At 55.9% G+C, this 22,236-nt stretch carries 19 protein-coding genes; 9 read left to right on the top strand and 10 right to left on the bottom strand.

Annotated features, from left to right (window positions below; genetic code table 11):
- Nucleotides 1-20 precede the first annotated feature (20 nt).
- The gene (locus tag ACH518_RS15220) at nt 21-1,376 is read right to left on the bottom strand and encodes a glycerate kinase type-2 family protein (protein ID WP_445373006.1); all 1,356 of its coding nucleotides are present in this window, start codon (nt 1,374-1,376) and stop codon (nt 21-23) included.
- A 13-nt stretch (nt 1,377-1,389) separates the two neighbouring features.
- Nucleotides 1,390-2,247: an NADP-dependent methylenetetrahydromethanopterin/methylenetetrahydrofolate dehydrogenase gene (locus ACH518_RS15215; RefSeq protein WP_445370700.1), complete on the bottom strand. Its 858-nt coding sequence runs from the start codon at nt 2,245-2,247 to the stop codon at nt 1,390-1,392.
- Nucleotides 2,248-2,457: 210 nt separating this feature from the next.
- On the opposite strand from ACH518_RS15215, the gene ACH518_RS15210 reads away from it, so the two are divergent.
- Nucleotides 2,458-3,435 (top strand): malate dehydrogenase, encoded by a 978-nt coding sequence (locus ACH518_RS15210; RefSeq protein ID WP_140912912.1) that lies wholly within the window; start codon nt 2,458-2,460, stop codon nt 3,433-3,435.
- 67 nt (nt 3,436-3,502) lie between these two features.
- Here ACH518_RS15210 and ACH518_RS15205 read toward each other — a convergent pair whose 3' ends face one another.
- Together ACH518_RS15205 and ald are read right to left on the bottom strand one after the other, a co-directional pair.
- Nucleotides 3,503-4,264: a symmetrical bis(5'-nucleosyl)-tetraphosphatase gene (locus ACH518_RS15205; RefSeq protein ID WP_445370699.1), complete on the bottom strand. Its 762-nt coding sequence runs from the start codon at nt 4,262-4,264 to the stop codon at nt 3,503-3,505.
- 57 nt (nt 4,265-4,321) lie between these two features.
- Nucleotides 4,322-5,437 carry an alanine dehydrogenase gene (gene ald / locus ACH518_RS15200; RefSeq protein WP_445370698.1) on the bottom strand — a complete coding sequence of 372 codons (1,116 nt, stop codon included), beginning with the start codon at nt 5,435-5,437 and terminating at the stop codon, nt 4,322-4,324.
- 217 nt (nt 5,438-5,654) lie between these two features.
- Here ald and ACH518_RS15195 point away from each other — a divergent pair, with 217 nt between their 5' ends.
- Both ACH518_RS15195 and rpoS read left to right on the top strand, forming a co-directional pair.
- Nucleotides 5,655-7,313 (top strand): ATP-binding protein, encoded by a 1,659-nt coding sequence (locus tag ACH518_RS15195; protein ID WP_445370697.1) that lies wholly within the window; start codon nt 5,655-5,657, stop codon nt 7,311-7,313.
- A gap of 722 nt (nt 7,314-8,035) precedes the next feature.
- A complete protein-coding gene (gene rpoS / locus ACH518_RS15190) occupies nt 8,036-9,016 on the top strand; it encodes an RNA polymerase sigma factor RpoS (RefSeq protein WP_140912916.1) in 981 nt (326 codons plus the stop codon).
- A gap of 91 nt (nt 9,017-9,107) precedes the next feature.
- On the opposite strand, the gene ACH518_RS15185 is transcribed toward rpoS, so the two are convergent.
- Nucleotides 9,108-10,340, bottom strand: coding sequence for a hypothetical protein (locus ACH518_RS15185; RefSeq protein ID WP_445370696.1), 1,233 nt, complete (start codon nt 10,338-10,340; stop codon nt 9,108-9,110).
- Nucleotides 10,334-11,836, bottom strand: coding sequence for an exopolyphosphatase (gene ppx / locus ACH518_RS15180; RefSeq protein ID WP_140912918.1), 1,503 nt, complete (start codon nt 11,834-11,836; stop codon nt 10,334-10,336). The genes ACH518_RS15185 and ppx overlap by 7 nt, the downstream gene beginning before the upstream one ends.
- A gap of 119 nt (nt 11,837-11,955) precedes the next feature.
- On the opposite strand from ppx, the gene ACH518_RS15175 reads away from it, so the two are divergent.
- Entirely contained in the window at nt 11,956-12,861 is a 906-nt protein-coding gene (locus ACH518_RS15175) for an ABC transporter ATP-binding protein (RefSeq protein WP_140912919.1), read from the top strand.
- Nucleotides 12,858-13,622, top strand: a complete 765-nt coding sequence (locus tag ACH518_RS15170) for an ABC transporter permease (RefSeq protein ID WP_140912920.1) — start codon at nt 12,858-12,860, stop codon at nt 13,620-13,622. Before ACH518_RS15175 ends, ACH518_RS15170 begins: the two co-directional genes overlap by 4 nt.
- Nucleotide 13,623: 1 nt before the next feature.
- On the opposite strand, the gene ACH518_RS15165 is transcribed toward ACH518_RS15170, so the two are convergent.
- The 4 genes from ACH518_RS15165 to ACH518_RS15150 all read right to left on the bottom strand — a co-directional run bounded on the left by ACH518_RS15165 (nt 13,624) and on the right by ACH518_RS15150 (nt 17,503).
- Nucleotides 13,624-14,331: a helix-turn-helix domain-containing protein gene (locus ACH518_RS15165; RefSeq protein ID WP_140912921.1), complete on the bottom strand. Its 708-nt coding sequence runs from the start codon at nt 14,329-14,331 to the stop codon at nt 13,624-13,626.
- 88 nt (nt 14,332-14,419) lie between these two features.
- Complete coding sequence (locus ACH518_RS15160) at nt 14,420-15,427, bottom strand: class 1 fructose-bisphosphatase (RefSeq protein ID WP_445370695.1); 1,008 nt, start codon at nt 15,425-15,427, stop codon at nt 14,420-14,422.
- Between the two features lie 104 nt (nt 15,428-15,531).
- The gene (fliK, locus tag ACH518_RS15155; RefSeq protein ID WP_445370694.1) at nt 15,532-17,016 is read right to left on the bottom strand and encodes a flagellar hook-length control protein FliK; all 1,485 of its coding nucleotides are present in this window, start codon (nt 17,014-17,016) and stop codon (nt 15,532-15,534) included.
- 28 nt (nt 17,017-17,044) lie between these two features.
- On the bottom strand, nt 17,045-17,503 hold the full coding sequence (locus ACH518_RS15150) for an EVE domain-containing protein (protein ID WP_278211776.1): 459 nt from the start codon (nt 17,501-17,503) through the stop codon (nt 17,045-17,047).
- Between the two features lie 262 nt (nt 17,504-17,765).
- Here ACH518_RS15150 and ACH518_RS15145 point away from each other — a divergent pair, with 262 nt between their 5' ends.
- From ACH518_RS15145 to ACH518_RS15130, 4 genes are read left to right on the top strand one after another with little or no spacing between them, the layout of a single operon-like run.
- A complete protein-coding gene (locus ACH518_RS15145; RefSeq protein WP_445370693.1) occupies nt 17,766-18,605 on the top strand; it encodes a hypothetical protein in 840 nt (279 codons plus the stop codon).
- Between the two features lie 19 nt (nt 18,606-18,624).
- Nucleotides 18,625-19,551 (top strand): AAA family ATPase, encoded by a 927-nt coding sequence (locus ACH518_RS15140; protein WP_445370692.1) that lies wholly within the window; start codon nt 18,625-18,627, stop codon nt 19,549-19,551.
- Nucleotides 19,552-19,555: 4 nt separating this feature from the next.
- The gene (locus ACH518_RS15135; protein WP_445370691.1) at nt 19,556-20,812 is read left to right on the top strand and encodes a DUF58 domain-containing protein; all 1,257 of its coding nucleotides are present in this window, start codon (nt 19,556-19,558) and stop codon (nt 20,810-20,812) included.
- Nucleotides 20,809-22,167 carry a DUF4129 domain-containing protein gene (locus ACH518_RS15130; protein WP_445370690.1) on the top strand — a complete coding sequence of 453 codons (1,359 nt, stop codon included), beginning with the start codon at nt 20,809-20,811 and terminating at the stop codon, nt 22,165-22,167. The genes ACH518_RS15135 and ACH518_RS15130 overlap by 4 nt, the downstream gene beginning before the upstream one ends.
- The last annotated feature ends 69 nt before the right edge of the window (nt 22,168-22,236 follow it).

The following is a 22,236-nucleotide window of genomic DNA, read 5'->3' as shown; positions in this document are numbered from 1 at the left end:
GTCTCCTGGTAAGGTTCGGGTTATGCGTTGGGATGCAGCAGCAGGATTTGCAAGTCGGCAACGTTGGTGCCGGTCGCGCCGCATTTCAGTAAATCGTTGGCGGCGTCCAGCGCCGGATAAGCGTTATTATCGTTCAGCATCGCCGCCGGGTCGATAGCCGCGGCGCGGATGCGGTTAAGGCTGTCGTTGTCGACGATGGCGCCGGCGGCATCGGTCGGGCCGTCGCGGCCGTCGCTGCCGGCGCTGAGAAAGGTCCAGCGGCAATTTAAGTCGTGGGTTTCGGCCGCGATCGCGAAAGCCAGGGCCAGTTCTTGATTGCGGCCGCCTTTGCCTGTGCCGCGCAGTGTCACAGTGGTTTCGCCGCCGGCGATGATTGCGAGCGGTTGCTGCAGATCGCGCGATATTGTCACTGCGTGTCGACACAACTGTTCGGCCACCAGCCGGGCCTCGCCGCTTAATTGTTTGCTGAACAGTTCGGCGGCATAGCCGGAGGACTTGGCTGCAGCGACGGCTGCATCGACGCTCAACGCATTGCTGCCAATCAAGTGGTGACCGACGTTTTCGAAAACGGGGTCGCCGGATTTAGGGGTTTCGGCGTACAGTCCCTGTCGGCCGGCTTGTAAATGGTTCTTCACGGCGTCAGGTATCTGCGGCCAGACCCGGTAACTCTGCAATATATCGAACGCTTCGCCGAAAGTGCTGTCGTCCGGCACGCTGGGGCCGCTGGCAATCACGCTCAAGTCGTCGTCCAGCACATCTGACAATATCAAGGCGTGCAGATCGGCGGCCGCGGTCAAGCGTGCCAGTCCGCCACCTTTCAAACGCGACAGATGTTTGCGGACGCAGTTGATCTGATGAATGGTGGCGCCGGATGCCAGTAGCAATTGGGTGGTGGCGATTTTATCGGCCAGACTGACGCCGACAACCGGGCAGGGTAACAGCGCCGAACCGCCGCCGGAAATCAAGGCCAGCACCAAATCGTCGGCTTGGACGGTGTTGAGGCGATTGATCAGAGTTTCCGCCGCTTGAAGGCCGGCTTGGTCGGGCAACGGGTGGCCGGTTCCAAAGACTTGGATGTTATCGACCGCGACGACGTTTTCGTAGTTGGTGATGGCGATGCCGGGTGCTGCCAGCCACGTATCCGGAATGATTCGAATGGCCGCTTTGACCATGGCGCAAGCGGCTTTGCCGAAACTGAGCAGATGAATCCGCCGCCAATTGCCGCTACGGAGGTCGCCGCCGCAGCCGATGACTAGATTGTTACCCGCTTTATGCAGGTAATTGCCGACGCAGGTTTCGGGGTCGGCCGCCGTCACGCCGGCCTTGAAGATGGCCAGGGCAGTTGCCCGTTCGACGGATTCGGCAGCGAGGATCACGGCCGGCAAAGATCTATGCCATTTCCTTGGCCAGCGCGAAGATGATTTCGGCGTCGAATACTTGCTTGTTGTCTTCGAACAATTTGGCGATACAGGCCCGATGCAGGGCCAGTTTAAAGGCGCCGAAGCCGATCGCGCCCCAGACGATTTTACCGTGCCGCTCCCGACCTCTATCCATCACGTCGGTGCCGCCGATACCGACCGGTGGTGTGGCGTTGGCGTCTGCCAGCAGTTGTAGATGAGGGTTATCTTGCCAATGTTCGGGTTTCAGCAATTCGACGCCGGCGGCACCGGTCGCCAACACGATGTTGGCGTCTGCGATCGCTGCGGCGCGGCTATCGTAATCGCCGGCTTCCAGCGGCGTGATGTCGACGTCGAAGCGCTGTTTCATCGCGAAGCAGGCTTTTTCGGCGTTGAAAATGTGGCGCGAGGTGATGCTGACCTGGGCGCCTTCAAGCGCCATCATCGCTGCCGCACGTTGGCCGACCGGGCCGGTACCGGCCAATACCACGGCTTTTTTGCCGGCCAATGGCGCACTGCCGGCCAGTTTGGCCACGGCGGCTGCAGCGGTGGTATTGCTGCCGTTGCTGTCCAGCATTACCGACACTTGAAAGCCCGGGAAGAAATGTTTTTGTACCGCGGCCAGTAACTTCTGGCCGGCCTCCATATTGCTGCCGCCGATGAAGATCGCCGTGTTTTTTTTGTCCTTCGGTGCGCGAGTGAAAATGGTACCGTCGACCAGGGCGCCGACATTGTCGGGAGTCAGGCTGCCGTGGCCGATCACATGGTCGGCGCCGCCATCGTAGGCCACGACGGTATCGAAGACGGAAGGGTGGGCATCGGTGTCAAATTGGAAGAGCAGTTTTTTCATTAACCTACCTGATAAAAGACGCTGGAGGCCGGAGACTGGCGTTTGGGTGGCGGCATTATACCGGAGTTTGTTTTGCCCGCTTCACATTCGGAACCGGCCGGATAAAGCGGGAATTAGAGATTGTTTGAGCAAAAACTTTATGTCATATTGAAACGGCTAACCGCGCCGCCAGGGCCGGATCAGTCCATTCACAGATGATGAGGAGCCCCGATGAAAACCCCCGTTGATATTGCTGTTACCGGAGCAGCTGGTCAAATAAGCTATTCGTTGTTGTTTCATTTGGCGGCGGGTGAACTGTTGGGGCTAGATCAGCCTATCGTATTGCGCTTGTTGGAAATTCCGCCGGCAATGAAACAATTGCAGGGTGTGGTCATGGAACTGAACGACTGCGCATTTCCGCTATTAAATAAAGTCATTATCACGGACGACCCGAAAGTGGCGTTCGATAATGTCGATTATGCGTTTTTGGTGGGGGCCAAGCCGCGCGGTCCGGGTATGCTGCGCAGTGACTTGCTGCTGGATAACGCCCAGATTTTTATCAATCAGGGCCGAGCCTTAAATGAAGTGGCCAGCCGTAAGGTCAAAGTGCTGGTCACCGGCAATCCGGCCAATACCAATGCGTTGATCGCGATTCACAATGCGCCGGATCTGGCGCCGGAATGTTTCGCCGCAATGACGATGTTGGATCATAAACGGGCGATCAGTCAGGTTGCGGAAAAGTGCGGCGTATTAAGCCGGGATATCAAAAACATCACCGTGTGGGGCAACCATTCCTGTACCCAATATCCGGATTTGCATCATGCCAAAGTCAAAGGTATGGATGCCTTGTCTTTGGTCGAGCACGATTGGTTCGTCAACGATTTTATTCCGACGGTGCAATACCGCGGCACCGAAATCATCAAAGTACGCGGCCAATCCAGCGCGGCGTCTGCGGCGCATGCTGCAATCGAACATATGCGCCTCTGGGCGCAGGGCACGGATGCCGGCGACTGGGTTAGTATGGCTGTGGCGTCGGACGGCAGTTACGGCATCGAAGAAGGATTGGTTTATTCATTCCCGGTTCAGGTCGTAGACGGCCAGATTCGGATCGTCAAAGGTTTGGATCTGAACGAATTCAGCCTGGAGCGCTTGCGCCAAAACGAAGTGGAATTGAAGGAAGAGCGGCAGGCGATCCAGCATCTGCTATAACCCGGTACTGCCGGTATCGCTCGCTTTAAGCCGATCAGGGGCCTGAGTCAAAACAGTTGGATTGCCTTTAGCCGTTCGCCAGACGAACTGCTATTTGCGCGCAGACGTCGGGTAGCGGGAAAACGCCGGAACAATCCCGGTCCTCAAAGCCGGCGTCGTCGGCAAACACGATACGCAATTGTCCGGCCTGACGGTTAGCTAGCCGATACCATGGCAGCAGGCCGTCGCTTTGCGCTGAGACCGGACCGCTGGCGCTGAAATCGAGTTTGCCGGCTTCGTTACAATATTTCATCCGGGTATAGGCGTTGGCAACGAAATTTAGCCGTTTCCAGCCGCGCAGTTTTGCATGCCAGCGCGATTGGTCTTGGCGGTGGTGTTCCAGGAAGGCCTGATATTGGCTTTGCGACAGCACCGATTCGACTTCGTAGGCGAAAGTCATGGCCTGGCTGAAACTCCATTCTGCCGGAACGCCGGCGTGTACCAGGGTGTAATTCAATTTAGCGTCGTGGTGGATCAGACCGCGTTGGCGCAGCCATTTCAATAACTCGTCCCGATCCGGAGCGGCCAGCACCGGCTCGAAACCGGCAACGGAATTGCCACAGCCGGCCGCGGCCGACAATAACTGCAGGTCGCGATCGCCCAGTACCGAAATCGCGCTTTTTCCCAAACTTTTCACCAAACGCAGTACCTCCAGCGTTTGCGGATTGTCGCCGGCTAAATTGCCGGCCAACCAGATCCGGTCCGTTGCCGGATCGAATCCGATTTTACCCAGCAACTGTTGTAGGGCTTGGTAGTTGCCGTTGATACTGCCGATTGCATAGAGCGCCATTGCCGATTCCGCGTTAATTGTCTCGGGCTAATTCAAGGCTTCGTCGAGAGGGGTATGTCACGCGATGAACTGCTCGGCCGGGACATAATCGATGGCGAAGGCCTCCGCGATGCCGGCGCAGGTGACCTGGCCTTCTATCACGTTAAGGCCTTTTAACAGCGCTGGATTGTCGCGCAAGGCTTGTTGCCAACCTTTGTTTGCCAATTGCAGAACATAAGGTAACGTGGCGTTGGTCAGGGCCAGCGTCGAGGTGCGCGGTACGCCGCCCGGCATATTGGCCACGGCGTAATGGACGATGCCGTCGACCAAATAAATCGGCTCGGCGTGTGTCGTCGGACGGGTGGTTTCAACGCAACCGCCTTGGTCGACCGCGACGTCGACGATCACGGCGCCGGGTTGCATTAGCTTCAGGTCTTCTCTCCGAATCAATTTCGGCGCTGCGGCGCCGGTCACCAGCACGCCGCCGATTACCAGATCGGCCTCGGCGATTTGTTCCAGGATGGCGTGGCGGCTGGAGAACAACAGTTGCACGTTGGCCGGCAGAATGTCGGCGAGATGGCGCAGACGTTCCAGCGACAAATCCATCACCGTGACTTGGGCGCCCAGACCGGCTGCCATTTTAGCGGCCTGGGTGCCGACTACGCCGCCCCCCAAAACCAATACCTTAGCCGGCAACACGCCCGGCACGCCGCCCAGCAACATGCCACGGCCGCCGTACAGTTTCTCCAGGTAGTGAGCGCCTTCTTGTACCGCCAGCCGGCCCGCCACCTCCGACATCGGCGTCAGCAACGGCAATTCGCCGTTGGCCAATTGGACCGTCTCATAGGCGATGCAGGTCGCGCCGGAGGCAAGATGGGCTTCGGTCAATTCGCGATCGGCAGCGAAGTGAAAATAGGTGAATACGGTTTGGCCTTTGCGCAACAGCGGCCATTCGGCCTTTATCGGTTCCTTGACCTTGACGATCATGTCGGCTTCGGCCCAGACCGTTTCGGCGCTGTCGGCCAAGCCGGCACCGGCAGCTTGATATTGTTCGTCGTTGAAGCCGGCGCCCATACCGGCGCCGCGCTGCAAGGTCACGCTATGGCCGGCGGCTACCAAGGCCGCTACTCCGGAAGGTACCAGCGACACGCGGTTTTCGTTGGGTTTGATTTCCTTCGGAATCCCGATTTTCATATTCACCTCATGGGTTGTTGACCAGCGTTGTTTGGATAATAGCAATAAATGGACCGAGACGAAGTCGCCGAGTTTCAAGAACTTGCGAACCCTTCGCCGGAAGTCGGGAGGCAATTGTCGGGTTTTACTGTCGTTTTGGCGTAAACCCTTCACTCTAAGGGGTGAAGGGCTAAAAACTGACTAAGCTTAAGCGGTTAGTTTCAGCTTAGAGGATGTCATGAACCACACCCAAAACATTCTGATCGGCCACTTGACCGAAGTGAGAGGCGACGGCATGGATGCGCGCATCATCGAAGAACATTCGACCGCGGCGCCGATCATTCGGCTAGGCGACGAGGAAATTCTGGCCGGCCATATCGGATCTTACGTCGTGATTCGGCAGTCGCATATCGGCGTGTTGGCGTTGGTGTTTAAAATGTGGGAACGTGACCGTTTCGATAGTGCCGGGAACCGGGCTACAGATCGTTTCATTGCATTGATTCCGGTCGGGGAGTTGACCGAAAACAATGTGTTCATTCGCGGTGTGCGCCATTATCCAACGCCCGGTGCCGCGGTCTATGCCGTTGGGCTGAGCGAGATCAATGCGATTTTTTCCAAATTTCGCGATTACCAGTTTTTTATCGGTCAGTTGGCCAGCCACAAGGATTACCACCTGAGCTTGGACCCGCGGGCCTTGTTCGGCCGACATTTTGCGATCATCGGCCAGTCCGGTTCGGGTAAATCGTGGACCGTCACCAGTTTGATCCAGCACACGATGAAAGCCATGCCGAAAACGCACATGGTCATGTTGGATTTGCACGGCGAATATTGCTGGAAGCGTCCCGACGGCAGCATCGAATCGGCGTTTCCGGCCGATCAGGTCAATTATGTCGACGCGTTGGACATGGAGATGCCTTACTGGATGATGAGCTACGCCGAGTTGGTCGATTTGTTCATCGACCGCGACGACAACGGCGCTTCGATGCAGATGGCGTTTATGCGCGAAATTCTGCAGCAATTGAAACGTAAGGAAGCCAAGGCGATTGGCTTGGCTTCGGTAACGATAGATACGCCGATTTATTTTTCGTTGGCGGAAATGTATATGCAATTCAAAGCGGCCAACGAGGAGCGTAAAGACTTCGGTAAGACCAAAGGGGCGTTGTTCGGTCAGTTCGACGAATTTTTGGTCAGGATGCAGAGTCGGTTCAACGATGTGCGCTACGATTTTTTGTTGAAACCGAAAAAGCGTAATTCGTCGGACAGCATGGCCGGCTTGTTGCGCCAGTTTGTCGGCCTTGGCGACAAAAAAGCCAATATTACCGTGGTGGACCTTAGTTCGGTGCCGACCGACGTCCGGCCGGCCGTGTCGGCCCAGGTCGGCCGCTTGGCTTACGAATTTAACTATTGGAACCCGCGCCGCCGCGAATTTCCGATCACGTTGATTTGCGAGGAGGCGCACGCCTATATCCCGCGCGAAAAAAACGGTCAGTTCGACGGCACCCGCAAAATGATGGAACGGATTGCGAAGGAAGGACGCAAATACGGCGTATCTATTGGCGTGGTCAGTCAGCGGCCGACCGAACTTTCCGAAACGATGCTGGCGCAATGCAGCTCGTTTATTTGTTTACGCACCACCAACCCAGACGACCAGCAATATATCCGGGGTTTGGTACCGGAAGCAGAGGGCGATCTGGCGGATATTTTGAGCTCTTTGGGCCGCGGTGAGGCGTTGGTGTTGGGTGAGGCGGCGCCGTTACCGACCAGGGTGCAGATTTATCGGCCCAGCCCCGAACCGAAAAGTAACGATGTCGATTACTACACTAGCTGGCGCGAAGGCCCCGAGGATTTGGATGTAGAAGGCATCGTTCATAATTGGCGGACCCAGAACCGGAATTAATCGGTTAGTCGATGGGCTGCCGGTACCTAACGTTTGGAGCCGGCCCTGGTGTGCGCGGGTTAAGCGCGTACCCGCCCGCGTATCACCGGGGCAGTCATGCGTCAGGCTGGTAAGCGCTCACTCGGCTGAGCGATGCGGGACGTGGTTCCGCATCGCCGCTCCATCGCCACAGTCTCCAATCCGTCTACCGCCTCACCCGCCAAAATTAGGCAGCGAAATAGCCTGTCTATGCAATTTCAAGCCGCGCCAAACCCATCGGGCAATTACCTTTTAGGCGATCGATAACCTGCCCATAACTCCTGGTCAAAATGCGGACTGTTTTTTGCAACCGTGAATTACATCACTATCTTTTTTCAAAATATAAGTACTGGCTCGAGTTTTTGCCGCTAAAACGCTGTCAAAAACGGAAAAAATCAAATGATGGCGAGATTAAAATAAAATTAAAAAAAGAGACGTGCGCCGCAAAAAAATCAATGAATTCAATTTATAAGACGAATCTTTTAAAGTTATACTGCGTCACGCCGTTAAGGTAAGTGTCCGTTATGAGTCTTTCGGAATAAAGCACTAGCGGCACTTGGAGCCTCTGGTTTTCATGCTTCGTATCAAGAGAGAAGAGGCGGGTACCGCCCATGGCATCTTGAGGTTTATAAAGGAAGATCGCTTATCCGGCTGGATAATAAAAAATAATTGAATCGGCAAGCCAAATACCTGGGAGATTAAATATGATGGAAGAAACTTTAGATGTAATAAAAGATATGGATATTCCAGACTTTATTTCTTTTGAGGATGTGGAGGACGATGTAGTTGAAGTCGATCCTAATGAAAATTTCAAATTAACTGAAATAGAAAGCGGTGATTCGCAAAGTGATAGCGGTTTCGATGCTACTCGCGCTTACTTGAACGAGCTCAGTAAGTCCCAGTTATTAACGGCCGACGAGGAAAAGATATACGGCAAACGCACGCAGCAAGGGGATCCACAAGCGCGAAAAATCATGATCGAAAGCAATTTGCGTTTGGTCGTCAAAATTTCCCGCCGCTATTTGAATCGAGGCTTGCCTTTGCTCGATTTGATTGAGGAAGGTAACCTGGGTTTGATCAGAGCCGTGGAAAAATTCGATCCGGACCGCGGCTTCCGCTTTTCCACTTATGCTACTTGGTGGATTCGACAAACCATAGAGCGTGCGATTATGAATCAGACGCGGACTATCCGCTTGCCGATTCATATCGTCAAAGAAATGAATATTTATTTGAAAGCGCAAAGGAATCTGGCGCAACAGCTGGACCATGAGCCGACAGTTGATGAAATCGCTAAACATTTGGATAAGCCGGCGAAAACTGTCAGTAAAATGCTGAAACTGAATGAACGAGTTACTTCGGTAGATGTGTCTTTCGGAAAAGATTTCGACAAGCCCTTATTGGAAACCATTTCCGAAGAAGAGAGCCGTAACCCGGCGGAAATTTTGCAGGACAACTTTATCCAAAATAACGTCACATATTGGGTATATCAACTGGCCGAGAAACAACGCGAGGTGATTTGTCGGCGTTACGGACTATGTGGTTTCGAAAATGCGACCTTGGAACAAGTGGCTCTGGAATTGGGCGTCACTCGGGAGCGGGTGCGGCAAATTCAGATGGATGGTCTCAAACGTTTGAAGGAAATCTTGGAAACCAGCGGTTATTCCTTTGAATCCATTTTTAGTTAACTAGCGTGATTATCTTCAACCGGTCCCACTGCCGCAGTGGGATCCGGTTCGAGCGAGTTGATGTCTGGGTCTCCATTTTCGCAATTTGCTTTTATTGGTAGAGCGGTAAATCATCCAGTCTTTTGTCGATTTCCGAAATAACTTCCTGGTAACGTTTGCTGCCTACGCGTTCAAACCGTTGCTTAAAATCCATTTCGTCCATATGCTCCGGCAGGTCTTGTACCTCGGGGATAATGGCCGAATAGTCTTTGGTCTCCGCCATTAATTTTTGCAGTAGCCTGGCTTTGTTCTGGGAGGCGATAGCCATCCGGCCGAAACGGCTCCCGGCCATATCGGCGGACAAGTCGATGAAACTGAAGCCGCTGCCTTGCCGGGCGTCGCCCAATTCCTTGTCCACGCCCATTCTTTCGCCCAATAACGACGCATCCACTGCCGCCAACAAGGCCGAAGCGATGAAATGTTGCGGAATATCGACGCGCTTGTAGGCGAAGACCGGGTATTCCTTGCTGTATATCAAACCCAAGGGCAAAAATCGGCGTAAGTCGCGCTTGTAGATGTAACTGGCCACGGCGATGATGATGGCGCGGTTTTCCTGGATGGCATCGGCTTCGGGGGTGTTTTGGTAAGCGGTTGCGAATAAAGGTTGCAGTAATTCGATCAAGGACAGGCGCCAGTCCGGATCGTGTCGATTGACGATATCGTTGATTTGTTGTTGATACAGGTGCAGGTTGGGATACTCGGCGTGTTTTCGAATCACCAACTGTTTGGCGGCGTCCGCTATTGAGCCCAAATAACTGATCTCCAGTGTTTGTGGGCCGATTTGCACATTTTTGACATACTGGGTCAGAACTTGCCAGTAGTCGTTTAGCGGCGTATGGATGACCAAGGCTGGAATCAATAGGTTTGCCGCCGGATCCGGAATCGAAATTTCGCCGACTTTGAACGACTTTAACCGAATACTATCGTTTAGTTGCCGCACGCTGAAACTGAAATCAAGGTAGTGCCCGAACAAGGTTTCCGGCACGAATACTGCGATTTGGCAGTCTATTCGATCCTGGCCGAAATGCACTTGGGTGGTATTTTCGACGAAATGGTCCAGCAAATAGCTGGCGGCAATATTCAAATCCTTTTGATCCAAATTGACGGTTTTCAGTTGACTCCGCTCTTCGGGACGTACTTGCAGCAATTGTTTGGCGCGTTGGATGTCGTCGCGGGTCAGTCCCTGATTCAAGCTGGGCAACGGCGAGTCGTCGATCGCGAATAGCAACATTACTGCCAATAGCGCCGCGGTCGAGAACAGCGCGAATAACAAAGCCTTCAGCATTGATCGATGATCAACTCGAAATTAGCGTCTTCCAGGTAATGCATTTCTTTTTTCAAGTCGGCGTAGGTCAGCGGTGCCTGTTCCAGCCAGCCTTCCGGAAACGCGAGTTTGATGGTGTTGCCGTCGATATCGATTTTGAAGTCGGCACGTTGGCTGTGGCGGTTTCGGTGGAGTACCGTCGCCAAGCGAAACACGATGGCCATAATCGGAGCATTTTGCCGCCAGGGATGAGGCAAGTCGGCGAAGCGCTCGAGGCGCAGCTTTTTGCGGTGGCTGCGTACCAACTTCGACAGCAGCAATTGATCTTGCTTGGAGAATCCGGCCAGATCGCCGTTCTCCAGGATGTATGCACTGTGTTTGTGGTAATGACTGTGCGCGATTTCGAAGCCGATTTCGTGCAGCTCTGCCGCCCACACCAGAAATTGCAGGCTGGCCGGATTGTCTTGAAAGCAGGGGTGTGATTCTAATTGCCGCACAATGTAACGCAGGGTATCTTGCAGTTGCTCGCTATGGCGTTGATCGGTGTGGTAGCGGGCGGCAATCAGTTTACTGGTCTGCGAACGAATATCGTCGTTATAGATGCGGCCCAACAGGTCGTAAACCAAGCCCTCGCGCAGCGCGCCGTCGGACACCGTCATTTGTTCGATATGCAAGGTCTTGAACGTCGCATAGACGATTGCGACCGCGCCGATAAAGACCGGGCGGCGCTCCAGGCTCAATGCCGGGAAATTGATCTGCTCCACTTTATCCAGCTTCAACAATTGCGCAACCAGTTGCTCCATGCCGGCCAGCGTAATGCCGTTGTTGCTCCAGCCCGAGGTTTGCAGCACGTTGCTGATCGCCTTCAAACTGCCGGAGGCGCCGATCGCTTCATCCCAGTTTTGGGAATGGAAGGTGTTTTGGAAGGGTTCCAAATGCTGTTCGGCAAACAGCGTGGCTTTGCGGAACGCTCGCTTGTTGATGTCGCCGTTCTTAAAAAAAAGCTGGCTAACCGTGACGCAACCCATGTTCAGGCTTTCCTTGGTGTGGGCGACATCGTTGCGACCGATGATGTATTCGGTGCTGCTACCGCCGATATCCATCACAAAGCGGTTATTGGCGTTGCTGGCCAGACTGTGGGCTACACCCTGGTAGATCAAACGGGCTTCTTCGATGCCGGAAATGATATGAATCGGATGGCCTAAGGCCCGTTCGGCTTTTTTGATGAACTGTTGCGAGTTCTTGGCGATGCGCAAGGTATTGGTACCGACGATGGCCACGCTGTTCGGTGGGAAATTGCGAATGCGTTGGCCGAAGCGTTCCAGGCAAGCCAGTGCCCGTTCTTGCGTAGCCTGATCCAGGTACTTTTGCGAGTCCAGTCCCGCTGCCAGGCGCACCATTTCTTTCAATCGGTCCAGGGTTTGCAGCTTTCCGTCGTGCAAACTGCAAATGATCATGTGGAAACTGTTGGAGCCAAGATCGACCGCGGCGACGCTGGTCGGTATTTGCTGAGGCACGAGTCTGTTCCTGTTCGGACTACGGGGGAAGGCGGAGTCTGATAGAATTCCGCAGCTTTACTGGCGATACCGTTCCCAACTGGCGCCAGCTTTCATCGGCGGCCATTATAACTTAGAGCATGACGGCTTTATCCATTCAAAACTTAAAAAAAACGTATAGCAACGGCTTCGAGGCCTTGAAGGGCGTGGATCTGGAAGTCGAACGCGGTGACTTTTTCGCGTTACTCGGCCCCAACGGCGCCGGCAAATCCACGTTGATCGGCATCATCAGTTCTTTGGTCAATAAAACCAGCGGCAAGGTCAGCATCTTCGACCACGATCTGGACACCGACCCGGTCGCGGCAAAAACCTGCATCGGCGCGGTGCCGCAGGAAATCAACTTCAACCAATTCGAAACCTGTTTCAGCGTGGTTTTCAACCAGGCCGGTTATTACGGGATTCCGCGCAAGTTGGCGATGCAACGCACCGAGCAGTGCTTGCGCCAGGTTGAACTGTGGGATAAGCGCGATACCGTGTCGCGGCGGTTGTCGGGTGGCATGAAACGGCGCTTGATGATCGCGCGGGCGATGGTGCATTCGCCGCGGCTGCTGATTCTGGATGAACCGACCGCCGGAGTCGACATCGAGATCCGGCGTTCGATGTGGGAGATGATGCAGGCGGTAAACAAACAAGGCACGACCATCATCCTGACGACCCACTATCTGGAAGAGGCGGAAAGCCTGTGTCGCAATATTGCGATCATCAACAACGGCCAGATCATCGAGAAATCGGCGATGCATCAATTGCTGGGCCGGATGCATACCGACCATTTCGTGCTGGATGTCGGGCGCAGTCTGAGCGGCGTGCCGGCGATCCCCGGTTACCATATCGAATTGGTCTCGGAACGCAGTCTGGAAGTGGCCGTGCCGAAAAGCCTCGGTTTAAACCGATTGTTTCAGGAGCTCTCCGCCCGGCAGATTGAAGTGTTGAGTCTGCGTAACAAATCCAACCGTCTTGAACAACTTTTCCTGGACTTGGTGCAATGAACTATTCCGTGGCCTTTTCGACCATCTTAATCAAGGAAATTCGCCGCTTCACCCGGATCTGGCCGCAAACCTTGCTGCCGCCGGCCATCACTACGGCCTTGTATTTTCTGATCTTCGGCAAATTGATCGGCGACCGGATCGGCTTGGTGCACGGCGTCCGCTATATGGATTACATCGTGCCCGGCATTATTTTGATGTCGGTGATCAGTCATTCCTATTCGAACGTGGTTTCTTCGTTTTATTCCACCAAGTTTCAGCGCCATATCGAAGAGCTGCTGGTGGCGCCGGTGCCGAATTATGTGATTTTGTCCGGTTACGTTTGCGGCGGCATCGCCCGCGGCGTTTTGGTGGGCTTGGTCGTGGCCGGTATTTCGATGGCCTTCACCGACACGGCAATTTTGCATTGGGATATCGCGGCAGCGGTATTCGTGTTGACAGCGACCTTGTTTGCCTTGGCCGGCTTCATCAATGCCGTCTTCGCCGACAGTTTTGACGATATTTCCATCATCCCGAACTTCATCCTGACGCCGCTCAGCTATTTGGGCGGCGTGTTTTACTCGGTCGAAATGCTGCCCGGTATCTGGCAGAAGGTTGCTCAGGGCAATCCGATTTTGTACATGATCAACGCCTTTCGTTACGGCATGATCGGCGTCAGCGACGTGCAAATTCAGATTGCGTTTGCGATGACGGCCGGCTTTATTCTGCTGCTGGCCGGCCTGAGCCTGTTTTTACTGCACAAAGGCATCGGCATCAAAAACTGATTTATTCCAAAGGCAACAGCATGTTGCGCAGGCCGGTCGGGTTTTTGATCGCGATAAAACGGTTCTGCACCACGATCAGTTCGTCGTCCTGGAATTTTTTCAGCAGCCGGCTGACGGTTTCCAGCGCCAAGCCGAGATGGTTTCCGATTTCCTGGCGGGTCAACGACAACTTGAATTCGGACGAGGAAAATCCGCGCCGCTTCAAGCGCTCGGACAGGCTGATCAAGAAGTAGGCCAGCCGCTCGTCGGCCGGGCGCTTGCTTAGTACCAACTGGTTTTTGTCTTCCAGCATTTTTTCTCCGGTATGGCGAAACAATTCCCTGGTCAGACTCGGCACGTTTTTGAACAAGTCGTCCATGTTGTCGGCCGGCAATATGCAAAAACTCATGGTTTCCAGCGCAATCGCCGCGCAGTTGTGTTTGTCTTCCGATAGGCCGTCGAATCCCAGCAATTCGCCGGGCAGCAAAATATTCAAAATATGTTCGTTGCCGTGGCTGTCGTTGGCCACCAGTTTGGCGCTACCGGATTTGATGGCCAGAATGCCGCGAAAGTTGTCGCCTTCCCGGTAAATGAAGTCTCCGCGTTGTAAGGTTTTGCGGGCTTTTACGACTTGGCTGATGTTGTTGATTTCGCTCTGCGACAAGCCGCGGGGTAAACAAATATTGTCCAAGCCGCAGTTGGCACAATTGACTTGATTTTTAATCGTCACGTTAAACTAAATTTCCGATAAATAAGGTAGACGCGCCGGCCACAACCGGCTACCGACTCATCCCGAGTCGGTTTCTGGTTTTAAATATTCAATCCTGTTGATGGTAGGCAATGATGCGCTCGACTTCGTTTTTCGAGCCCAAAATCAACGGCACCCGTTGATGGATGCTGTTCGGTTTCAAATCCAAAATCCGTTCCCGGCCGGTGCTGCATAAACCGCCGGCTTGCTCGATGATGAATGCCATCGGATTGGCTTCGTACATCAGACGCAGCTTGCCCGGTTTGCTCGGGTCGCGCAAGTCGTGCGGATATAGAAACACCCCGCCGCGGTTTAAGATCCGGTACACCTCGGCCACCAGCGACGCCACCCAGCGCATGTTGAAATTTTTGCCGCGCGGACCGTCTTCGCCGGCCACGCATTCGTCGATATAGCGTTTCACCGGCGGCTCCCAAAAGCGCTGGTTGGACATATTGATGGCAAACTCGCTGCTGTCTTCCGGAATTTTCATGTTGCAATGGGTCAGGATGAACTCGCCGACGTCCTGGTCCAAAGTAAAGCCGTTGACGCCGTTGCCGGTGGTCAGCACCAGCATCGTCGACGGCCCGTACAACACGAAACCGGCGCAGACCTGTTCGGTGCCGCGGCGCAGAAAATCTTCGGTTTCCGGTTCGATGCCTTCGCGGCAACGCAGAATCGAGAAAATGGTGCCGACGGTCATGTTGATGTCGATATTGGACGAACCGTCCAGCGGGTCGAACAACACCAGATATTTGCCTTTCGGATATTGCTTCGGAATCTTGATCGGATCGTTGATTTCTTCGGAGGCCATGCCGCCCAAAGAACCGCTCCAATCCAGGGCTTTGACCATGATGTCGTTAGTGATGATGTCCAGTTTTTTCTGGACCTCGCCCTGCACGTTTTCCGATTCGGCGCTGCCTAACACGCCGATCAAGGCTCCGCAGTTCACCCGATGCGAGATTTGTTTGCAGGCGGTGACGATGTTGTTCAGCAACAGGGTAAAGGTCCCCGAAGCGTCCGGCAGACCGCGCTGCTGTTCGATGATGAACTGGGTAAGGGTGACTTGCTGGTTAGACATGAATCTGTATCTCCAATGGATGAACGGCGCACGCCGCGGCGCGGCGGCCGAAGCGGAAATGAGTGTAAAGGCTGAACGTGAGCGGGCTGTTCAAGGTTAGGCAGCTAGACTTTTTCGCTTAACAAGCTTTGCGGCGACGCTATCGGCGAGTGTTCTTGGGCAGGTTTGCCTTGTTGGGCATCCATAAAACCGGGCTTCAATCCTTTTTCTTCGAATTGCCGTCTCAGGTAGTCGAGACGCGCGTTAATTTTTTCGACCGTATCGGCCGATTCGCTCCAGAAACGGGTGTTGACGCTACCGTCGTAACAGGAGAGCTTGCAATGTATTGTAGCAAGTTCCGGCGGGGTAATGGTAATGCTCACTACCCAGTTGTTCTGTCCGGCCGGGTTGCCGTTGCCGTCTCGATCGTGCTCCACGACCAGTTCCAGCAGGTCCGGCTTACCGTTTTGCAAGAAAGGCAGCTCCAACACCCAAACCTGACGCGGCGCATCGTCTTTCGGCAACGAATGCAACTGGTCCAAGGTTAATTTCGCCAGACTGCCCTCGGCTTGTTGCAACAGCTCTCTCAGCAGCGGTTCGCTGGCGGAGGCGGAATGTTCCGCCGCAGCCGGTTTCAATTCCAGCGCCAATTGCGCAATAAACTTGCTCAGTCTGAGCTTGAAATCGTCCGCTAACATAGGCGGCGCCTGCTGCCGGCCGGCTTGCGCCAATTGCGCTTCCAGGAACAGGCCGGAGCGAGCGACAGCTGTTTTCAGATCGTTGGGTTGGAACAACGCCGATTTATCCGGAATCGCCCGCAAAATCTGCAAAGCCAGATGTTTCAGGGTTTCGCCAACGGTTTTATCGGCGATCAATTCGCCAAGGGCATGGTCCAGCCGGTTCAGCATGAGCAGGGGCGAACTTTGCTGCGGCAGGGCTTGTTTGAAAGCGGCAGCGACCAGTTCAGCTTCCAAGTCCGCCGGCGCCAGACTGACGCTGAACAATGGCGGCGAGCCGGCCTTGACCAGTTGCAATTCGATGCGGCTACCCGGCACCAGCACCGGTTTGGCCGGATCGGCCTCGATCAATTGCCGGCTATCCAAGGTGATCGGCTGAGCTGGCGAATGGCCGGCGGCGTTATCGGTTGCGGTTTGGCCGGATGCCGGCAATGGCATAGCCAATTGCAGCGTCACGCCCTGTTTGCCGACGCTGACCACCTGGGCCGGCACGGCCTGGCCGAGTTGCAGGTTTGGTAACGGATTGCCGGCTGCCGGCGCGGCGGCGGTTGCCAGTTTCAGCAGCGGCGCTTCGCCGCTGACTGTCGGCTTGGCGCTGGCCGGTAGCGGCGGCGCGATCAATTTGAATTCCGGCGTCGGCAATAATTTGACCACTTGCAGCTGCAAGCTTTGGCCGGCAGCGAACGGCAAGGGCAGGGGCGTCTGCAGCGTCAAGGCCTTGCCGGCCATGTTTACCGTCAGCAGATTCAATTGGGCTTGATTGACGGCGATCTTGGCTTCCAGAACCTGATTCAGTTTCAGCTCCGGAAAGGCGGCGCTGACTTTGTTCAGGGCGGCTTGCAGATTGGCATCCAGCGGCAGTTTGATTTCCACGAGCGTTACCTTGCCGCCGGCACTGCGGCTATTCCAGCGCCAGAATAAACGCCCACTGCTCGGCGCTGACCGGCATGATCGACAGCCGATTGCCGCGGCGCAACAAAGCCAGCTCGCCCAGCTCGGATTTGGTTTTCAGCTCGCGCAGGCTGATCGTGCGCGACAGTTTCCGCACGAACTTGACGTCGACCATGAACCAGGTCGGCTTATCCGGATGGCTTTTCGGATCGAAATGCTTGTCGTCCGGATCGAACGCCGTGAAATCCGGATAACTTTCCCTGACCACCTCGGCAATGCCGACAACGCCGGGCTCGTCGCAATTGGAGTGGTAAAACAAGATTTGGTCGCCGATTTTCATCTCGTCGCGCATCATGTTGCGTGCCTGGTAATTGCGGACGCCGTCCCAATGTTCGGTTTGCTGCGGCCGCGCATATAAATCGTCGATACCGAAGGTTTCCGGTTCCGATTTCATCAGCCAATAACGCATAAATTCTCCTTGATATTCGAATCGGTCTACTGTCGGCCAAAACCGGCCGGTAGCGGAAACCGGGGGCGGCCTTAGTTTATCAAGTTATAGCCATAACCATAGCCAAACTGCCGCAATTGCATACCCGCCGTAACGCAGCGAGTCATGGCAACGCAATCCAAAACTTGGACTATGTTTACGCTACCCAGCAACAACGCTAGAGCCGACCAGCCAGTCGCGGCGCTTGGCCGGCCCTTTGCAATTGACCCCAACCAGGAGCTTCATGCTTACCAGCCTAAGAATTTGGCCGAATCTGTTATGCCTGTTGGCCGGCATCGTTTTCGGATTTCCGTTAATCCACGCGCCGTTGAACCATCCTGTCAGCCGCATGGCGTCCGCCAATCCGGCTTATCGCGAACTGAGTCAGAATGCATTCATGGTGATGTCGAATCGGATTGAATTGAGCCGGGGGCGTTTGGTCCGCTATACCGACGCTGCCGGACAACTGCAAATCACTCGGATTCAGGGCATGCCGGGCGACCAAGTCGGTTTTGCCGGGCAAACCCTGACGGTGAACGCCCAGCCGGTGGCCGTGTATCCGCAACTGCGGATGGCGCAAGGCTCGTTAATCGTGCCGCAGGACGCGGTGTTCTGTTTTCCGGATATCGCCGCGGACATTGGCGGCAACGAACGCAATCTGCAGCAGTATCTGATTCCGGCCAATGTGTTGGACGGCAGCGTGCTCTATGTGTTGAACAACAATTCGACCGCTGCGGCAAATCCGGAGTTTTTCGGTTACGGTTATGGATTGTTACTGGCTTATTTGATCGTGTTTCTGGCCCTGGCCAGAAATAAAGATCGCTTGCATCCGGCGGTTTACTATCCGGTGCGCTGGGTCGTCGGCCTGAATCTGCTGGTCTGGGTTTTACTTGCCGGTTACGGGAGTTACGTTGGTTTATCCGGAATCGTGCCGTCGATCTACTTCATTTTTCTGTCGGCATTGGCGTATTTGGGCTTGTCGGCGGCCGCGGCGAGTACTTCTGCTTTGGCGGTCGGGCTATTGGCCTTGCTGGTCATTTTTGCCGATAAGCCGATCTTGGGCCAAGCCGGTCCGAATTCCTGATTCAACTCAATAGCTAGCTATGGAAAACATTCACACCCTGATCGAAAACGTCGAACGCGTCATCGTCGGCAAACGGCCGGTCATCGAACTGGCTTGCGTCGCCATCCTTTGCAAAGGCCACATTCTGCTGGAAGACGTGCCGGGAACCGGCAAAACCATGTTGGCGCGGGCATTGGCGCGGTCGATCCAAGTCGACATGAAGCGCCTGCAATGCACGCCCGATTTATTGCCGTCGGACATCACCGGCGTCGCGGTATACAACCAGAAAAGCGCGGATTTCGAATTCCGTCCCGGCCCGGTATTCACCCAATTGCTATTGGCCGACGAAATCAACCGGGCGACGCCGCGGGCCCAGTCGGCATTGCTGGAATGCATGGAAGAGTTTCACGTCAGCGTCGACGGCCAAAGTTACGAATTACCGAAATTATTCACGGTCATGGCTACGCAAAACCCGATTGACATGGCCGGCACCCATGCGCTGCCGGAGGCGCAGTTGGACCGTTTTTTCATCCGGCTGCATATGGGCTATCCCAACATCGACCAGGAAATCAAAATTTTGGCGGCGCAAGCGCACAACCATCCGATCGAGACCCTGCAACCGGTTACCACCGAAGCCCAAATTCTGGCGGCGCGCGCCGAGGTGAAAAATGTCTATATCAGCCCTGATGTGGCCGCCTACGTCGTCGGTATCGGCGCTGCCAGCCGCAAACACGCCGATCTTCGTTTGGGCGCCAGCCCACGCGCAACCTTGGCGCTGGCGCGCGCCGCGCAAGGTTTGGCCTATTTGCGCGGCCAAGCCTTCGTCACTCCGGATTTGGTGAAGCTAATCGCGCCGGCGGTACTGGAGCACCGGTTGTTGGTGCGGCCGCAGGCGGCGGTGCTGGGCCGCAGCGCCGGCGAAATTCTGGCCGAGATTCTCGGCCAATTGCCGCCGCCGGTGGTGTAGGCCAATGTCGGTTCAACGCCGGTTTTGGATACTGGCCGGTTTTGCGTTGGCGGCTTATGCCGCCGCCATCGCCCGCGAACAAAGTCTGCCTTGGCTATTGGCGGCCTTGATCGGCGGCGGTTTACTGAGCGGTTTGCTTTGGCCTTACCTGTTGTTGAAGCGGGTGGCAATCCGTCGGATCGCCCCGCAACGGGCTTTGGAAGGCGATACGGTTAAATTCGAATTCGAAGTGCATAACCGTGGCCGGCTGCCGCGCTTTATGCTGGAGTTAGCCGACCATTTGCCTTTTGTCGGCGCCGCCGAATCGCTGCCTGCCGCCGGTGCTCGCTTGCTCGGCGGGATTTCGTACATCCCCGGCGGCGCTAGCCGCCGTTTCGAGTTGACGTTGCAATGCGAAAAACGCGGCTTTTACCTGCTGGGGCCGGTCGGCCTGGCTTCGTCGTTTCCGTTAGGTTTGGCGGAAGTGCGTATCGCCGGAGAACAGACGACGCCAGGATTCACGATCTACCCCAAATTGTTTCCGATCCAGGCCTTGGCCTTGCTCGGTGCGCCCAGTCAGATTCACCGCGGCGCCTACTGTTTGCCGGAGGGCGCCGGAGCGGCCGAGTTCGCCGGCCTGCGCGAATACCGCAGCGGCGACAACCCGCGCCACGTGCACTGGCCGACCACCGCGCGGATGAACGAATTGATGGTAAAAGAATTCGAACCGCTGGCTTCGGCTTGCCTTTACATTGCACTGGATTTGGCCAAGGACGCCAATGTCGGCCGCGGCCGCCACAGCACCCTGGAGTATGCGATACGCGTCGCCGCATCGGTCGCCGGATATGCCTGCCGCCAAAACATCCATAGCCGCTTGCTGGCTTACGGGGCACAAACCGTGCGCTTTGCTTCCGGTAAAGGCGACTTGCACTTTCAGCATATGTTGGACGCCTTGGCCGTGGCGGACAGCGACGGCCGCACCCCCTACGCCGAACTGTTGACCGACATCGCGTTGCATTGCCAGCGCGGCGAAACCGTGGTGTTGCTGCTCAGCGAACCGCCGCACCGGGACACGGCGACGCTGCAAGCGCTGGCCTTGCTGCGCGCCAGAGGCGCCAATTTGCTGGCGGTAAACTTCGATCGCGACAGTTTTTTTCCGAGCGGCGCCGGCATGGCCGCCGCACCGCGGCGAAGGGATTTGACCCTGGGCCTGTTGGAGATGGGCGTGCCGAGCCTGACCGTGCGTAAAGGCGACGATTTGACCGAGGTATTCAATTCGTGAGCGAAACCAAACTTGCCGGAGCGCTGTATGCCGGGTTATTTGCCGCGCAACTGTTGGCGCTGGCCTGCAACGCGTTTTTGGATATCGGCTACGGCAGCTTCGGCAGGGAAATGCTGTTTTGGTCGGTGGTGTTCGGCGGCACTCTGGCCGTTGGCTGGCGCCAAGCCCGAAAAGCCGGCGGCTGGGGCGGCATTGCCCAAAAATTCGTGTTGTTTTTCGGTTTGGTGTTGTTCGTGTTCGCATTCTTGCCGCTGTGGGGCATGCCGCGCGCCGGCCTGTACCTGCTGGCGATGCTGCAAGCGGCTTACAATTGCGCGACCGCCAGCCGCCGCCAGTTGCACCTGGGGTTGTTGACCTCGCTGGCCTTGGTGCTGTTTGCCGCTTCCCACTACCGGGCGGACTGGACCATGCTGTTTTATATCCTGCCGTATCTGATTGCCGCCGTGTTTACCTTGGTTGCCAGCCAGATTGGCCAGCGTAGCGACGACCTGCGCCTGACCGGCCTGGCGCGGACATCGAGCAGCCAGGGGCAGGGCGCCGCCAGCTTGGCCGCCACGCTGAGCATCTTGTTGCTCGGCGGCGGCTTGTACCTGTTGACGCCGCAAGTCAGTTGGCCTTATCTGGAATCGCGCTTCGGCCAGGATATTCCGCAGGCGCCGGGCGGCGAGCTGGAACAGGCGGAGTCCGGCGGGCAGACCGGTTCCGCCGCAACTAAAAGCCAGGGCGGGACCGCCGAAAACGGAACCGGTGGCGGCCAAGGTTTGCAATGGCCGGGCATGCACTGGCCCGGTCCGCAGGACATGCGCGCCGCGGCGCAGCGGCCGCATATGCCGCACTGGCAAAAATCGGCGATTGAGCAACTGGCCGGATTCAGCGAAACGCTAGAGCCGGCGGTATTGCTCGTCTTCGATTGGTGGCGCTGGCTGCGGCAATGGCTGCGCGAACATTGGCTGGATTTGATGTTCGCGTTGCTGGGATTGATTCTGCTGGCCGTGATACTGGCTTTCCGCAATCTGCTGCGGGAGACGCCTTGGGCGATCTGGCTGGCTAGCCGTTGGGATTATTGGTATCTGGGCCGCTGCGGACGCCACGCCGGGGGCGAGCCCGGCGCTTGCCAATACTACCGGGCGATGGAACGCTTGTTTGCGCTCGGCGAATTGCCCAGATCGCGCTTCAGCAATACGCGCGAATATCTGGCGCAGATCAACCGGCTGCAGCGTCGGCAGGTCCAGCGCCACGCTCAGGAGCTGACGCACTTGTTCGAAGCAGCCCGCTACGGGGCCGGCGCCGCCGACCCGGCGCACTTGCAACGCATGCGGCGGATTTATCTGGAAATGTATCGCGAATCGATTTGAAACGCTCGCGTCGGGCGCGTACCCAGCGCCGACATGAGCCTGTTTCTCGGCTTGCCGTTCGGGCGCGGC

Source organism: Methylomonas sp. HW2-6, assembly GCF_052474525.1.
This window is presented reverse-complemented; position numbering and strand designations above follow the sequence as displayed.